The organism is Dyadobacter sp. NIV53 (assembly GCF_019711195.1).
GTDB lineage: Bacteria > Bacteroidota > Bacteroidia > Cytophagales > Spirosomataceae > Dyadobacter.
The window spans coordinates 2,063,641-2,080,170 of record NZ_CP081299.1; the positions used below are offsets into that span (position 1 = coordinate 2,063,641).

General features: G+C 43.5%; 11 protein-coding genes. 8 read left to right on the forward strand and 3 right to left on the reverse strand.

The window, feature by feature from the left end:
• Window positions 1-48: 48 nt before the first annotated feature.
• A complete protein-coding gene (locus KZC02_RS08400) occupies window positions 49-2,010 on the reverse strand; it encodes a response regulator (protein ID WP_229254081.1) in 1,962 nt (653 codons plus the stop codon).
• 948 nt (window positions 2,011-2,958) lie between these two features.
• Here KZC02_RS08400 and KZC02_RS08405 point away from each other — a divergent pair.
• From KZC02_RS08405 to KZC02_RS32470, 4 genes are all read left to right on the forward strand, one after another.
• Window positions 2,959-4,542, forward strand: a complete 1,584-nt coding sequence (locus KZC02_RS08405) for a Na+/H+ antiporter (protein WP_221393688.1) — start codon at window positions 2,959-2,961, stop codon at window positions 4,540-4,542.
• Between the two features lie 113 nt (window positions 4,543-4,655).
• A complete protein-coding gene (locus tag KZC02_RS08410) occupies window positions 4,656-5,099 on the forward strand; it encodes a DUF1569 domain-containing protein (protein ID WP_221393689.1) in 444 nt (147 codons plus the stop codon).
• 103 nt (window positions 5,100-5,202) lie between these two features.
• Window positions 5,203-5,625, forward strand: coding sequence for a VOC family protein (locus tag KZC02_RS08415; protein ID WP_221393690.1), 423 nt, complete (start codon window positions 5,203-5,205; stop codon window positions 5,623-5,625).
• 2 nt (window positions 5,626-5,627) lie between these two features.
• On the forward strand, window positions 5,628-5,759 hold the full coding sequence (locus KZC02_RS32470; protein WP_255637318.1) for a hypothetical protein: 132 nt from the start codon (window positions 5,628-5,630) through the stop codon (window positions 5,757-5,759).
• 277 nt (window positions 5,760-6,036) lie between these two features.
• On the opposite strand, the gene KZC02_RS08420 is transcribed toward KZC02_RS32470, so the two are convergent.
• A complete protein-coding gene (locus KZC02_RS08420) occupies window positions 6,037-7,512 on the reverse strand; it encodes a tannase/feruloyl esterase family alpha/beta hydrolase (protein ID WP_221393691.1) in 1,476 nt (491 codons plus the stop codon).
• Window positions 7,513-7,769: 257 nt separating this feature from the next.
• On the opposite strand from KZC02_RS08420, the gene KZC02_RS08425 reads away from it, so the two are divergent.
• The 4 genes from KZC02_RS08425 (at window position 7,770) to KZC02_RS08440 (ending at window position 15,343) form a co-directional block, all read left to right on the forward strand.
• Window positions 7,770-9,056: an amidohydrolase family protein gene (locus tag KZC02_RS08425; RefSeq protein ID WP_221393692.1), complete on the forward strand. Its 1,287-nt coding sequence runs from the start codon at window positions 7,770-7,772 to the stop codon at window positions 9,054-9,056.
• A gap of 396 nt (window positions 9,057-9,452) precedes the next feature.
• Window positions 9,453-12,434: a TonB-dependent receptor gene (locus KZC02_RS08430; RefSeq protein ID WP_221393693.1), complete on the forward strand. Its 2,982-nt coding sequence runs from the start codon at window positions 9,453-9,455 to the stop codon at window positions 12,432-12,434.
• Between the two features lie 21 nt (window positions 12,435-12,455).
• Window positions 12,456-13,922, forward strand: a complete 1,467-nt coding sequence (locus tag KZC02_RS08435) for a RagB/SusD family nutrient uptake outer membrane protein (RefSeq protein WP_221393694.1) — start codon at window positions 12,456-12,458, stop codon at window positions 13,920-13,922.
• A gap of 230 nt (window positions 13,923-14,152) precedes the next feature.
• Window positions 14,153-15,343, forward strand: a complete 1,191-nt coding sequence (locus KZC02_RS08440; protein ID WP_221393695.1) for a winged helix-turn-helix domain-containing protein — start codon at window positions 14,153-14,155, stop codon at window positions 15,341-15,343.
• A gap of 58 nt (window positions 15,344-15,401) precedes the next feature.
• On the opposite strand, the gene KZC02_RS08445 is transcribed toward KZC02_RS08440, so the two are convergent.
• Window positions 15,402-16,445 (reverse strand): hypothetical protein, encoded by a 1,044-nt coding sequence (locus KZC02_RS08445; protein WP_221393696.1) that lies wholly within the window; start codon window positions 16,443-16,445, stop codon window positions 15,402-15,404.
• Between the last annotated feature and the right edge of the window lie 85 nt (window positions 16,446-16,530).

Genomic DNA, 16,530 nt, shown 5'->3' on the forward strand with positions numbered 1-16,530 from the left:
AAACAGGTCAAAAGCTGTTGCATTTGGGTCAATTGAAAGGCTTACGGATTACTTTTTCAGGTAATCTGTGGGCGTTCGCTGATAAAACTCCCGGAAAACCTTAGAAAAATGAGATGGCGATTCAAAACCTAACAAATAAGCTGTTTCTGAGGCGTTGTTGCCAGCCCGGAGAAGATCAATGGCTTTGCGGAGCCGGTACTGTCGGATGAGCTCATTGGGCGATAGCTGCACCAGTGTATGGACTTTGCGGTAAAACGTCTTACGGCTCATTGCCATCTGGTCGGCCAGCCATTCTACACTCAGTGAAGAATCGTCCAGGCGCTGCTCAACAAGCTGATATAAACGGCTCAAAAACAGATCCTGTTTGGTTTCAACCGGGACAGGTGCGTCTGGCTGGGTGAGTTGCCGTTGGTAGTGCTCTCTTAGTTTCTGCTGGCGGCTGAGCAGATTACGCACCTTTAATCGAAGTTCACTTAAATTGAAAGGTTTAGTCAGGTAATCGTCTGCCCCATATTCATACCCTTTCAGCCGGTTACCATGTTCGAGGCTGCCAGTCAGCAGTATTATTGCAATATGGTTGGTTGCCTGGTCTGTCTTGATGTGCTCGATGAGTGTATATCCGTCCATGCGTGGCATCATCAGGTCGGAAATGATAATGTCTGGTAGTTCTTCCTGGGCAAGCATCCATCCTTCATAGCCATTTGCTGCCGAACGGATGCGGTAAGTGGTTGCCAGTTCGGCCACGATAAACTCCCTCATTTCCGCCTTGTCTTCCACAACCAGAATTAATGGCATATTGTCGGAAGTGACCGAATGGTTCATTCCGAACGACTCGTTGGTTAGCCTTGGCAAGTCAATGAATGTAGTGGGATACACCGTTTCCTGATTTTGATCCGCTACACGCTGAACAGGAAGTTCCAATAAAAAATGGGTACCCTGCTGTGCGGCTTCTCCTGCTACCTGGCTCGTTACATTGATATTGCCACCCAACCGCAATACTAATTCATGCACTAAGGCAAGCCCGATTCCTGAACCTTGATATAATGTGTTGTGTGGGTAATCAACCTGATAGAACCGGTTAAAAATATGGGACAATTTGTCGGCCGGCACGCCAATGCCTGTATCGCTGACAGCTAAACTTGCCGTAGTTTGTGTCTGGGTGAGACGAATAACAATGGCACCGGTTTCAGTAAACTTAATGCTGTTTGACAGTAAATTATACAGGATCTTTTCCCATTTATCGGCATCAAATAAATAATTGCCGGATGGCATATCCGTTTCAAATATCAGTTCCAGCTGCTTAATGTCGGTAGACGGGCGAAACAAATCCACAATCTGTTCGACAAAAGCAGGCAGGTCACCCACCTCATTCACAAGGTTCATCTGCCGTGCCTCCAATTTATTGATATCCAGCAACTGATTGATCAGCCGAAGTAATTGCCGTGCATTACGCCGGATAGTCGACAACTGTTTTTGAAAAGGCGCAGAAAGATCCCCGGTCTCCAATAGTTTATCTACCGGTGAAATAATTAATGTAAGTGGTGTTCGGAGTTCATGGGTAATGTTGGTAAAAAAACGGGTTTTCATCTCGTCGACCGCCTTCAGTTCGCTCATCTCCCGTAACTGATGCACATACTGTACCGCTTTCTCTACCGTTATTTCCAGGTCTTTAAAGTTGATCGGTTTGGTAATAAAGTCGAAAGCACCCCTGTTCATGGCAGTGCGGATATTGTTCATGTCGCCGTAAGCGGTTACCATAACCGTACGGATAATTGGATTGACCTCCGAAATTTTCGACAGCAGCGTAAGCCCATCAATACCAGGCATATTGATATCACTGAGAACGACATCAATATCCGGTTGCTGTTCAATAAGATTTAAAGCTTTTTTACCATCGTGAATGTAAATAAATTCATATTGTCCGGTTTGAATTTTCCGACGGAACAGCTGGTTAAAAAGAGATTCCAGGTCCTGCTCATCATCGACGAATAGAATTTTTGTTTTGATCATGGATAGGGCAGCATATTAAAACAGAGGCAAAGTTTATTTCCCGGCACGCGCACTGATTAGCCGGACAATGTTGCTTTTGGAGTACCCTATTCCCTGGAGCCAAAGAATTGAATGACCAAATGAAATAAAATGAATGTTTCATAGTCCGGATAGAAATCATTCTGTTTGACAATTTTTAGGGGAGCCATCGCTCCCCTTATCACTTTCTTTTAATAATTTCCTGCTTCCAGCCACAAAACCGGGTAATATTCCATTTCAAATCCACTCAAAACCCTTCACAAATCCATTCTCAACAAAACATTTTTATTGCAAAAAGCTGAACTAATTATGAGCCTTTGTACACCTGGCGACAGTAATTAAAACGATCAGCTTAAGCCAGGGCAAAAGTTATGTTCATTAAAAAATAATTCAGTCAAAAAGTTATTTCATTAGCCACCAACACGAGCATGTTGCTTAATATTAAGATAACTAAACATAGTTATAATTACCTTAAAAGAAAGGTTTTACACCAAAAATGTTTAACAATATTTACTTTCCGTAAACACTCAATACGATTATCAGTAAAATTCATAGAAAAATTCCCGGATGTAATTAATTTATAAAATATTCGCGGTCGTAAAAATCCACAAACGGTCTGCTTATTTACTACTGAAATATTTCATTTAGCGCAGGTCACAGGAATTTTTTTACACGGTAAGAGCAGGAATTTTATAGTACTTTTTCATTTTAGGGGAGATATGTTTATAGTCCCATTAAAAGGTACATTGCTTTGCAGGTCCTGTTCCAATAACAATGAGCTTACGGTAAACTTGTGCAAAAATCAACTATTAACAAATGGCGTGTCAACATATAGGTAATGAGTCGGGTTTTGTTCAATTTTGCCTATAATCCTGATAGGCTGGAATGCGACCAGTTCATTGTCAAAATCAACAAAATTAACTTTTAGGAATGCACACGATATTACCATTTCTGCTCGCTATGATAGCCGCCATTGTGCTGTTGAACATGTGGGCTGTCAAACTTAAAATCGCCTACCCTATTCTATTGGTAGTCGGAGGATTAATGATCAGCCTGATACCGGGACTGCCGGTTGTAAAAATTGACCCTGATTTGATCTTTTTCATATTTCTGCCACCCTTACTGTTTGCAGCCGCCTGGTCTATCTCTTTCAAAGAGATGAAGAAATGGTGGCGTATCATCGGCAGTTTCGCCTTCCTTGTCGTGTTTTTTACGGCTCTTTCCGTAGCGCTGTTTACCAGTTATCTCATTCCCGGTTTCACCATTGCCCTGGGGTTTTTATTGGGTGGAATCGTATCTCCACCCGACGCAGTAAGTACAGGCGCTATTATGAACTTTGTAAAAATCCCGAAATCCACCTCAGCGATTTTAGAAGGGGAAAGTTTGTTGAATGATGCTTCGTCACTGATCATTTTCCGGTTTGCCCTGGTTGCAGTCGGAACCGGTCAGTTTATCTGGCAGCAAGCCGCAGTGAGTTTTTTATGGATGGTACTTGGCGGTGCCGGAATTGGACTGGCCCTTGCCTGGATTTTTGTACAGGCGCATAAACGGCTGCCTACGGACCCTCCGTCAGATATTGCACTTACCCTCATTGAACCTTATGTAATGTACTGGGTTGCTGAACAGGTACATAGCTCAGGCGTAATGGCCGTTGTGTGCGGCGGTTTGTATATGTCTGCAAGGCGGCTGATCTTCCTGAACAGCGCCAGCAGAATAAGAGGTTTTAGTGTATGGGAAAGTTTTGTATTTATCCTGAATGGCGTTGTTTTCTTCATTATCGGCCTCGAACTCCCCGAGATTGTGGATGGACTGCGTTCAAAAGGAATCCCTTTGACTACTGCCATTGGTTACGGCGTAATGGTAACTGTCATTTTGGTAGTGGCAAGAATCATAAGTTCGTATACCGCCATGGTTGCTACCCTCATTTTCCGGCCATCCGTCGCGCCGAGAGCGGCAACAAACAAAAGGCGCTGGATGATGCCACTAATGCTTGGCTGGACGGGCATGCGCGGCGTGGTTTCCCTGGCCGCCGCATTGGCCATACCCGTTACTTTGGAAAATGGAGCGGACTTCCCGTACAGGAACCTGATATTGTTTATCACCTTCATCGTGATATTGCTCACCCTGATCGTGCAGGGCCTCACACTTCCCTACCTGATAAAACGGATGCATTTCTTCGATGAATTATTTAACGACGAAGATGAAGAATTGACCAGACAAAAAATGAAACGGGGATTAAAACAGCACGTTTATGAAGTCCTCAAAAGCAAGTATGAAAATGAGCTGCAAGGCCATGCCGGCATTGAAAAAATACTGAAACAATGGGAAGAAAGGGCAAAAGCAGCCGATGACAGCGGGATGAACGAAAAGACGAAAGTTGTTTTCGTGCAGCTTCTCGAAAGCCAGCGGGAGTATCTCGCCGAACTGAATAAGGACGTTTCTATCAGCGAAGAAATTATCCGCCAGCAACTCTACCAGATTGATTTGGAAGAAGAAAGGCTGAAGATTATTTGATCAACTTAAAAATAATTTTCTTTTAAATGTCCGGAAAGAAAATATGGAATGGTCTTTACAATATCAATGGAGAAAAAGATTTTCCATCGTTTACCTTCTAAAAAACAAGTGATATGCAATCCATATTTGATGAGGCCATCAGGACTGAATTAATTGAGAGAATTAATAAAGTTGATGAAACTTGTACGGCGAAGTGGGGCAAAATGGAGGTATCGCAAATGCTCAGACATTGCGTGCAATGGGAAGAAATGATTTTAGGCAAACGCATTTACAAGCAATCGTTCCTCGGAAAACTATTTGGAAAAATGGCATTAACAGGCATGATAAAAGACGACAGCCCGGTAAAGCAGAATATGCCAACAGTTCCGGAATTTAAAGTGATGGAAAAATGCGATGTAGCTTCCGAAAAAAAGAAATGGCTTGCGCTGATAGATGAACACAACTACATTTCACATCCGGATTTCGTACATCCATTTTTCGGTAAAATGACCAGAGAACAAGTTGGATTACTGGCTTACAAGCATACCGATCATCATTTGCGGCAGTTTGGGCGTTGAAGTTTGTTGAACCGAAGATCGTTTCGTAGTACTTATACATGGACATAAACCGGAAGAATCAAAAAGCAAAATTTTATATTAACTTTTATAATTCAGTACTAAAATGGCAAAACAAGTTTTCATTAATTTGGCAGTAAAGGATCTTCAAAAATCCACAGACTTTTACACTGCATTAGGCTTTACAAACAATCCTCAATTTTCGGACGAGACTGGAAAATGTATGGTTTGGAGTGAAAACATTTTTGTAATGATCCTGTCGCACGAAAAGTTTACACAATTTGCAACCAAACCTATTGCTGACACAAAATCAAAGTTAGCAGGGCTTTTTTCTTTATCGGTTGACAGTGTTGATGAAGTAAATAGCATAATGACAAATGGACTGGCAGCGGGTGGCATAGAACCAAATGAAATGAGAGATTATGGTTTTATGCAACAGCGTACTATCGAAGATTTCGACGGACATACCTGGGAGATTTTCTATATGGACATTTCAAAATTTCCCTCAGAACAACCTGCGGAACAATAAAAATGAACCGTAACATCGGTATGGGAATTTTGCAAAAAAGACAAAATGAATATCGTAGTCACAATTCTATCCGTATTGGCAAGCATCATTGCCTTGCTTTTGATCATTGCCATTTTCATGAAGAAGGGATATAATACCTACCGTGAAATCACCCATAGAACATCATGTTACCATTCATAGTGAAAATGCTGGAAAAAGATATGGATACAAGTTTGACAACTTTGAATAAATTTTTGAAAAATAATCCTGACAAAGTTTTTTTCTGCTAATTTGTTAAAAACAGAAAATCCCGGTCATTGACCAGGATTTTCTGTTTTTAGTCTCTATCCCCGGAACACGGTGGAGAGAACCAGCATCTTAATATCAGTCAGGCAAAAATGGTTACAATACGATAACCGCAGGTAGCATCAATTACTCCTTCGGATAAGCAAAGATATTTTTGGTAGTAACCTTCCCGCTAACGTCCTTCGACGCAACGATCTGATCGGGCGCCTTCGACTTTTCTACCCAATCGATGATCAGGCTGACCCAGTCTACATTGTCGCAACCGGGGCCGCCGCCGCAATGCAGAACTCCCGGAAGGAGAAACAGCCTTGCGTAGGATTGCGCGTCTTTGTCGGTTTTCAACATCCCGTTATAATGCCCGATGGTTGCGTTTGCGGAAAGCGCGGCGTCATTCCAGCCATGGAAAAAGATAATCTTACCATTGCGTTTTTTGAACTCGCTGTAATCGGTACTCGTAGCATCCAGATACGATGAAGCAAATGCCGTTTCCGTGGCAAAATTTTTGAAGTTGTACTTCGTATAATCAAAGGTGGAATCGTTGAAGATGAGATACTTGAAAATATTAGTCGAAAACATATAATGCAGACTGGGCTCTTTTTGCTGAGCGGAAATTGGCGCGGTAATCCAGGGATCCCAGGAACCATTTTCAGCTTCTCCGCCAAACGGGAAACCCGGGTAAATCTGTTTGCCATTTACAACTAATGGACTGTAAATCGACTTGATGGCCGCGAGCTGCGCTTTTGTAAGACATGCATTTCCTGGCTTTTCGTCAGCGCAAACCGGTAATTTGGAAAAATCGAACTTGCATTTACCGGGGTTGTTCAGGATTCCGTCAGCGTTACCATCGATTTGGTCGCATTGTTTGAGAACTTCATTCTGTAGAAGTTTAAGATTATCTTTTGTGATAACCGGCCTCAGCTCTTTTGGATTTGGATAATTGTATTGACTGTGCTCCAAAAATTTCGCAGCGGTTGCCGGCCATGCAAAAGCAGGTGCACCGGCCACAATCCCGTCAAAATCTTCAGGATAATACTGCGCCTCAACCATCGCCTGTCCGCCCCCGCGCGAACATCCAACAAAATATGATTTGGAAGGGGCTGCACAATAATAATTTTGCATAATGGCTTTCGAAACCACGGCGGTACGATGTATGGCAAGCCGCCCGAAGTTGAGCTGTCGCTCCATGTTGTTGTACGCCCATTTGGCATCGTCGCCCCCTTCGTGACCCGTGTCAGTGCCCGCAGTGGCAAATCCCTCATCTACTTTGGACTTAAAATCGTTTTGAATGCTACCCACAAAACCGCCTCCCCCCGACATCAGAAAACGGGTATTGCTTTCTTCAGGTAACAAAATCTCAAAATTGATTTCCCGGCTTATCCTGCCTAATATGCGACAAAAAGGCTTTTTTATGACAATAGTTCCTCGCCATGGTTCATTTGGATTTTTAATTGTATCACCAGCATTTGCCTCAGCGACTAAAATCGTAACATCCGGAAGCTGAAGGTTTATTAATTCCGCGCAGGGCTTGCAAGGTTTCACACTTTGGGCCGAAGCAAAGCAACCAAACAGCAATAAGACAAAGGAAAAGTGAAATTTTCTCATAGGGTGAATCGTTCAAAAAGCCTGGCATATTTTGTTAATAAGCAAAAAGAAACGTCTTTTTCCCCATTGCGTTTTGAGAATAGTATTTTATAGGCCTGTCCAGGATTTTTTTTCACTCATACCCATATAAAAACTAATCCTTTCGCCAATCCAAAAAAATACCGATCTTGTTAATACAGAGGTTTAAAATGCTATTCTCGATGTATTTTAAACATTAATTTCAGATCATTCACCCAAAACCAACTCAACCAAAAAAAATGAAAAAACTACTCCTCCCCTTCCTCCTACTCACCTACCTCACAACCCAAGCACAGCAAACAATCCTCCATTGCGGAAAGCTAATCGATGTACAAAACCGAAAAGTTTTAAGCGGCGTGTCCGTCTTTGTTACCGGTAATAAAATCACAGACGTTCAGAGCGGTTATGCAGCGGCGGGAGCTGGTGGTAAGGTGGTTGATCTGAAAAATAAGACTGTAATGCCCGGGTTGATGGATATGCATGTTCATTTGATCGGTGAAAGTAAAAAGGGTGACTTCGTAAACGAGTTCATTAAAAATCCTGCGGACGTTGCTTTTGAATCGGTCAAATATGCCAATGTCACGTTGATGTCCGGGTTTACGACCGTTCGGGATCTGGGTGGCGGATGGGGTATCGTTATTTCGCTACGGAATGCTGTTAATAATGGTCTGCTTAATGGGCCTAGAATTTATACTGCGGGTACTGCGCTTGCAACCACAGGCGGTCATGCGGATCCGACGAATGGTTACAGAATGGACCTGATGGGAGATCCCGGGCCGAATGAAGGTGTGGTAAATGGTGTGGTCGATGCGAGAAAAGCCGTACGCCAGCGTTATAAAGATGGCTCAGATCTGATCAAAATAACGGCAACGGGTGGCGTTTTAAGTCAGGCTAAAGATGGGGCAGGTGCACAATTTACGGAAGAAGAGATCAGGGCAATTGTGGAAACGGCGAAGGATTATGGCTTCAAAGTGGCTGCCCACGCGCACGGCGCCGAAGGAATGAAGCGGGCGATCCGGGCCGGTGTGTCGTCTATTGAACACGGTACTTTTATGGATGATGAAGCGATTACACTTTTTAAGAAATACGGCACATTTCACGTTCCGACCATTATTGCAGGAAGGTCAACTGCGGATTCGGCCAAAATACCGGGTTACTACTCTCCGATTGTGACACCGAAAGCGCTTGCCACGGGGCCATTAATACAGGCCACTTTTGCCAAAGCGTATAAGGCAGGCGTTAAAATAGCATTTGGTACCGACGCCGGTGTTTTTATGCACGGCAAAAACTGGAAAGAGTTTGTATACATGGTGGAAGCAGGTATGCCGGCAATGGAAGCGATCCGCTCTGCTACCGTAAGTGGTGCCGAACTACTGGGTGTGTCTGATATTCTGGGTGTTATCGAAAAGGGAAAACTTGCTGATATTGTGGCCGTTGACGGCGATCCGCTGGAAGATATCAGCCGGATGGAAAAGGTATCTTTTGTTATGAAAGATGGCATAATTTATAAGAATGAAAGTTTATGAAAACAGCGCACGCACAATACCGGCATACCTACCTGTAAATAAGCAAATTAAAGGCCATGGCCTACATGTTTTCTGAGAGGAAAATAGAATTTATTTGAATTATTTACATAAATTTTTATAGTACTTTATTTTTAAAATAGAGTAGTTATGTAAATCTCCCGATTTTCCTCTAATACAAACAGTTATATACTAATCTATCTCTAAACCCACAGAATAGTCATGCAAACACCCATTGCGTTTTTTACTCAAAATTTAAACCCTCTAAAACCGTATGAAAAATGTTTATGAGATTTACTAACAAGCAAAAATTGAAGTCTGGAATACGATCGTTTTTTCTGATTTTCTGTACGCTGGCCAGCCTTTCCCTTCTGAGCAGGCTCCCCCGTTTCAGGAATTATGCATTCGCCGGAAGCTGTACTCGCGGCCATCTCCGGAACTGTGGTTGACCATACAAATGCCCCGCTTCCGGGAGCCAGTATTGTTTTAAAAGGTACTTCAAAAGGTGTAGTGACTGATGCTGATGGAAATTTTTCAATTCAGGCAGAAATAGGCGATATACTGGTAATATCGTTTATAGGAACGACGACCCAGGAAATAAGCATCAAGGATGGAAGTAAGTTAAAAGTTACTCTGATCGCTGATGCCACCATGTTGGGAGGTGTTGTGGTAGTTGGGTATGGTACTCAGAAAAAGAGTGAAATAACCTCCTCTATTGCAAAAATAGATGGCAAAGATATCCAGACGACTATAGCATCAAACGTTGCGTTATCGTTGCAAGGCAGGGCGTCAGGTGTTGAGATCGTTTCATCCGGACTTCCGGGAAAGACTCCGAGTATCAGGATCCGGGGTGTTGGTACAATTAACAATACCCAGCCACTTATCGTGCTGGACGGCGTACCGGTAAGTGCAGATATATTAGGACAACTTGCACCGGCTGAAATAGAATCTATTGAAATATTAAAAGATGCGGCATCAGGCGCAATTTATGGTACACGTGCGGCGAACGGTGTGGTATTGGTCACTTCAAAAAAATCGGGGTTCAATCAGAAAACAACGGTACGGTTAAATACCTCGGTAGGATTCAACAAGCTTATCAAAAAGTACCCGGTACTGAATGCAGAGAAGCTCTATGAACTTAAACGTGAGCGGTATGTGATGGATGGTCTCCCTATAGATCCTAATTCTCCGTGGGCAGATGAAAAGTATAACAAGACCCGTGCGGATTGGCAGAATGAAATGTTTCGCACCGGATTATTCACTGATTACAATGTGAACATTGGCGGCGGCTCTGAGAATTCAACCATTAATGCCAGTATTTTTTACAGAGACGAAGAGGGTACGCTCCTGACCACCAATATGAAGCGCCTGGGTATGTCACTTAGAAGCACCCAGAAAATATCGGATCGCCTGAGGATTGAAGAGAATGTAAGGATATCAAGCAAAAAAAACCTGATCCTGCAGGATGATCTGGGTGAAGGAACGTCTACGACGATATACTCGGCTTACCGGTTTATGCCTTCTATACCCGTTAAGAATGACGATGGCAGTTATGGTTCAGGCAAAGCCAGTACTCAATTTGGTGACATGTGGAACCCTGTATACAAGGCGAAGGAAGAATGGTGGCGCACCAATGAGATCAGGACCATCATTACCACAAAGCTGGATTTTGATGTAACCAAGTCACTGACTCTGAGTGCAAGAGCATCCTATCAGCGGACAACAGCGGGAGATAACAGGTTCCAAAACATTACGCCTGATCAGTCAAGAAGTGAATCCGCCCCAACCCTCATATCAGCAAATACCGCATCCACAACAAAATTAGGGGAGGTATTTGCTAATTATGACAAAACGATTGGCGATCATCACATAGGAGCGACTTTCGGTATTTCCGGCCAGATAGACGAAGGCAATTATAATAGAATGATCGGTCAGGGATTTGCCTCAACCATCGAGAGCCAGCTTGTCATGAATAATGCGGCAACGACAAGAGTGGAAGGCAGTGAATACCCAACTACGGGAATTGCCTCTGCCTTTTTTCGCGGTACGTATGGTTATAAAGACAAATACTATTTCTCCGGTATTTTCAGGGCTGATGGTTCGTCAAGATTTGCAGATGGCAACAGGTGGGGATATTTTCCTTCTGTTTCGGCGGGATGGCGTATTTCAAACGAAAGTTTCCTGGCGGGCAATACCACAATATCCAATATGAAGCTGAATGTCGGCTGGGGACAACTCGGGAATCAGAATGTGGATGCGTTCCAGTATTTGAACGTATACCAAAAGGATGTTAAGTACGTGCTTGGAGGTACAAATTTGACGGGAACCAGATTGGCTTCGTTTGCGAATACCAATATTACCTGGGAAACAACAAGTTCGCTTAATGTGCTTCTGGAACTAGGCCTGTTCAACAACAAACTGAATATGGACGTTGCATACTTTGATAAAAGAACCAAAAATATGCTGATACCGCTTCCAAGCCTTCTGGCTTCCGGCACTGTATCTATTCCCGATTTCAATGCTGGTGAAATGCGCAATTACGGATTTGAAATTGAGCCATCCTACAACGGTCAGATTGGTAAAGTTAATTTTGACCTTGGCCTGAACCTGACTTACCTGCAAAACGAGGTTACCCAACTTTACGGAGAAGCCAAGTATATTTCGTCAAACGAATACAACAGAACCTATCAGGGTCAGGCTGTCGGCACATTCTACGGCTGGAAAACGGACGGAATATACCAGAACCAGGCAGCAGTAGAAAGCGATCCCAACATATCGAAAGATCCTCGCAAAGTGTATATCACACCTGGAGATGTGCGGTTTGTAGACATCAATGGGGATAATATGGTTGATGATAAAGACAGGGTGAAAATCGGAAATCCTAATCCAAAAGTGCTTCTGGGCTTCAATTTGGGAGTTACTTACAAGGGTTTCAACCTTTCTACGGTATTCAGCGGCTCTTTGGGTCATCAGCTTTATGATGCCATGATGGTGCGTGGTATAGACCCGACACAGAGCGGCAATATGGACGCAGTATCTTATGAAAGGTGGACAGGAGAAGGTTCAACAAACAAATATCCAAGGATGTCTACCATTCGTGCCAATAACAACTACCGGGTTTCGGAGCTGGGCATAAAAAGCGGGGATTACGTGAGAATGAAGGATGCAACTCTGGGATATTCGGTACCTGAATCTGCTTCGAAAGCGATTGGCATTTCCCGCCTGAGAGTTTATTTGTCAGGCCGTAACCTCCTGACTTTTACAAAATTCGATGGTGTTGATCCGGAAGAAAGTGGAAGCGACAACCTGAACCGTGGTGTAATTCTGAACAACACGCCTCAGTCCAAGAGCCTTGTACTTGGGTTAGATATCACATTTTAAAACAATATAGCCTTACTTAAAATGAAAAAATATACAGTATTAGTAGTATTCGGGCTACTGTTTTTTTCCTGTGATAGTATTCTCGATCAAAATTTGGTGGGTAGCCGTACAGATGAAGATTACTGGCAGACCGAAGCGGATATGCGTGATGCGATTGCAGGCGTATATGGGCCATGGGCCACGCGGGCATTAGGAATGGACGACCTGTTTTTCGATAACCAGAGTGATGACCACTGGAGAGCCGGCGATCATGCGGAGGATGAAGAAATCGAAACCTATAATACAGTTCCGTCCAACACTAAAATAAAAGATACCTACCAGTATAAATATGAGGTGATCAGCAGGGCCAACGGGGTTATTATCAACGGGCCAAAAGTAAAGGCAGCAGGAGCAATAAGCGACGAATCGTATAATTCCATCATGGGACAGGCCTACTTCCTGCGGGCTTATGCGTATTACAGGTTGTTTCTTATTCACGGCCAGGTTCCTATCATCAAGGAAGAAAATGTTTTGAATAACGAATACAATCAGCCTAAGTGCGAGTCGCCGGAAATTTTGGCTCAATTTATATTGGAAGACCTCAACACAGCCGTAGGACTCCTTCCGTTACACAACGTTTCGGGCAGCGTAGGAAAAGGTGCGGCATGGGCAGTCATGACCTCAGTTTATATGCATTTGGCGAAGGAGTACGCAGATAGCGATAATTTGAACAAAGCTATACTTTCCGGGAAAAACGTGATTGACAACTACCCGCTTGCCGCTGATTACCTGACACTTTTCAGGACCGGAAACCAGGACCTCCCGGAAAATCTCTTTCTGATGATGAATGACATGTCGTGGATCAACCAGGAACTGCTTTCAAAACACCGCGGCCCGCGTCCCTGGGGTATGTATGGCTTTAATGAGCCACATACTGATCTGGTAAATGAGTTTGAAACCGGTGATAAACGCAAGAAAACGACCATCGTTTCAGACGGAGAATCTGTTAGTCAGGCAGGTGCTATCGTTGTGCACATACCAGGTCTTTCCAACACCGGCCATAGTTATTTCAAATATATGGATTGGGTTACGCCGGAAACATTTAACCATGGGCTTAATATTCCTTTCCTAAGGGCTGCGGAAACCTATCTTTTGGTGGCAGAGGCTAAAATTCGCCTGAATGGTGCAGGAGCCGGAGATGCCGAGATCAATGCTGTACGTAAAAGAGCAGGTCTTACTGCGGTAACCAAGGCCGATATCAAAGCGCTGATCCACGAAACCAGGGTAGAACTGGCTGGCGAAAATTTCAGGTACCAGAACCTTTTGCGTTGGGATAAAGCGGGTATTTATGATCTTCAGACTTTTCTGGTGCAGCCTGCAAAAATGATCCCTGCCGATTTGGGAAGGATGAAATGGGTAAGGCCAAAAAACTATTACCAGCCTTTACCGCAAATAGAAATAGATAATTCGGACGGTATACTTAAGCAAAACCCGGATTGGGTAAATTAACGAAGTGAAACTGATGCAGTTACAGAATGCATAGGTGCAGACCTGAGAAAAGCTGAGCAATACCAGAAATAGCCGGAAGAAAAATCTTCCGGCTATTTTTTTTAGCTGCAATTCCAGTACTGATAATCAATGAGATATAGCAATATTCAATAACGGACCAGGGCAATAAACAGATAATTCTGCCACATTGCTAATTGCACATTAACGAGGATATTATTTATCTTGGCTTCATGGAATCTATTATTCTTAGCAAATCACAGGCACGTAAAATTATTCTTCACGCGGCCGGACTAGCCTGCAGAGCACAGTTCGGGACCGGAATTGAGGCTGTATATAGGGTGATCGACCATTTGGGTTTTGTACAGCTGGATACCAATTACGTTGTGGAGCGTGCCCATCACCACGTTTTCGCCGCGCGCGTTCCGGACTATGAAACACAATGGCTGTCGGAACTTTGTGAAGACGGCCACATTTTTGAATACTTTACTTCGGATGCAGGCTATATTCCCATGCACGACTTCCGCTTTACACTGCCGGTAAAAAAGGCTTTCAAAACGCAGCGCCAACCGCTCACAAAACCGGAAATCAATTTAATGGAACAGATCCTGGACCGGGTAGAACGGGAGGAGGCGCTTATGATCGGGGATTTTGAGAATGACCGTGTGGAAGCCAGTTCCGGCTGGTGGGATTGGCGGCCTGCCAAAGTTGCGCTCGAAAGACTTTACCTTAACGGTGAGCTGATGATCCGCCGCACCAAAGGCTTCCAGAAAGTCTATCACCTGCCGCTGGACCTGGTTCCACAGGAAACTGACATGACCACGCCAACAGATGAAGAATACGCCCGTTTTGTCGTTCGCCGCACTTTAGGTGCGCTTGGTTTGGCCTCCGTAAAAGAAATTGCCTGGCGCGCCCGGTATGTAAAAGGTAACCTGGTAAAAAAAGAACTTGAAAAAATGGCGCAAAACGGCGAAGTAAAAACGGTAATCGTCGAAGGCCTGAAAGGTCCGCTGTATCTACTCCCTGATCAGGAATTGAACCTGGAAATATCCAGTGAAGTCTTCATCCTCTCTCCCTTTGACATACTGAATGTCTTTCGTCACCGGTTGAAGGATTTCTTCAATTTTGATTACCAGATAGAATGCTTCGTGCCCGCACCGAAACGCCAGTACGGTTACTTTTCGCTGCCCATACTCGCAGGAGAACTCTTTATCGCAAGAATGGATGCCAAAGCCGACCGCAAACTAAAAATGCTGATCGTCCATAACATCCATTTTGAACAGGTTGATATTGAGCCAATAATTATTGAAAAGTTCGTCCAGGCTTTAAAAGCCTTCATTCACTTTAACCAATGCAGGGAAGTTGTTTTTAAGAAATCCAATAACGAAGTTTATTTGGAAATGATCAGTGATAGTTTTTCATGAATTGGCCTGGCTTATCCAAGTACCATTTCTTACACGAAACCCTTGTACAATACCTGATTTAAATTTTAACCTGGATCCCTGCATTAAATCCAACAAATATTCCCTGGAAATTACGCGATCCATTTTTTGACCAGATGTAATCGTCGATAAAATCGAATCCTTTATCCTGCGAATAACGCACATAATTGACGGTAGGCCCTGCAAAAATTTCCAGCCGGTTTCCAAGCCGGCAAGCAGGTAAAATCCTGATCGTATTTTTGAGATAATCTCCCTTTTTAAAATCTGAAAGTGTCTGGTTTACTATTTCTGCATTGACACGGAAATTGCGGACAACGGGAATATGTGCACCAAGTCCCGCTTCCAGTGCATAAAATGATTTATCACCATCATTAAAATTGTAACCAACGCCTACAATTCCGTACAAAACCCTGCCTCCCGAACGAAAAGTTGTAATACTTGTAAGGGATTCGTCAACAGATATCCCAACCGATTTTTCGCCGTTTTTAATGAAATTGATCAGGGCAACAGGATAATCGCTGCTGTCAGCAATATTCATAAAACCGGCGACCTGAACACCTTTGACATTTTTAGCAATATTCATAAAACCGGCAACCTGCGCATTTGCATTTTTGCTTTTGTTAAGAAAACCCGCTACCTGCAATCCTTTCGAATTTCCGGTAATATTACTGAATCCGGCAACCTGCACTGCTTCTGAACTGCCCGACAGATTTAAGAAACCCGCTATCTGCGCTCCGGAAGCATCTTTTCTGATAATATTGGCAAATCCCGCTATTTGTGTCCCGCTTGCAGAATTTCCGATCGCATTCAGTAAACCTGCAATCTGTACTCCGCGGGCATCCTGTTTAATAATATTGGCAGCACCTGCTATGGTTAACGCAGTTTCATTTTTTGACAAACCAGCAATGGCATGTAAGGAAAACCGGTTGGTATACTGAGCTGCTTTTAAACCGTTTGAGCTTACCGGATAGGTTAACCCAATATGAACGGGACGGATGGTATCGGTTTGTGCAAAAGAATTAAAAGAAGTAATCAGCAAAAAAATGGCGCAGGTAAATTTCCTTGTAATTGATAGATTTTTCATTTCTGTTTGTGTTTAAAATAACTATGATTCAAACACATACGGCAAAAACAAAAAAATTGCAGGCCTACAACTCAGCTGTTTGCTG

Excerpts from the sequence above, each read along its gene's own strand:
- KZC02_RS08400 (WP_229254081.1), bottom strand. The coding sequence starts at position 2,010 with ATGATCAAAACAAAAATTCTATTCGTCGATGATGAGCAGGACCTGGAA.
- KZC02_RS08405 (WP_221393688.1), top strand. The coding sequence starts at position 2,959 with ATGCACACGATATTACCATTTCTGCTCGCTATGATAGCCGCCATTGTG.
- KZC02_RS08410 (WP_221393689.1), top strand. The coding sequence starts at position 4,656 with ATGCAATCCATATTTGATGAGGCCATCAGGACTGAATTAATTGAGAGA.
- KZC02_RS08415 (WP_221393690.1), top strand. The coding sequence starts at position 5,203 with ATGGCAAAACAAGTTTTCATTAATTTGGCAGTAAAGGATCTTCAAAAA.
- KZC02_RS32470 (WP_255637318.1), top strand. The coding sequence starts at position 5,628 with ATGAACCGTAACATCGGTATGGGAATTTTGCAAAAAAGACAAAATGAA.
- KZC02_RS08420 (WP_221393691.1), bottom strand. The coding sequence starts at position 7,512 with ATGAGAAAATTTCACTTTTCCTTTGTCTTATTGCTGTTTGGTTGCTTT.
- KZC02_RS08425 (WP_221393692.1), top strand. The coding sequence starts at position 7,770 with ATGAAAAAACTACTCCTCCCCTTCCTCCTACTCACCTACCTCACAACC.
- KZC02_RS08430 (WP_221393693.1), top strand. The coding sequence starts at position 9,453 with ATGCATTCGCCGGAAGCTGTACTCGCGGCCATCTCCGGAACTGTGGTT.
- KZC02_RS08435 (WP_221393694.1), top strand. The coding sequence starts at position 12,456 with ATGAAAAAATATACAGTATTAGTAGTATTCGGGCTACTGTTTTTTTCC.
- KZC02_RS08440 (WP_221393695.1), top strand. The coding sequence starts at position 14,153 with ATGGAATCTATTATTCTTAGCAAATCACAGGCACGTAAAATTATTCTT.
- KZC02_RS08445 (WP_221393696.1), bottom strand. The coding sequence starts at position 16,445 with ATGAAAAATCTATCAATTACAAGGAAATTTACCTGCGCCATTTTTTTG.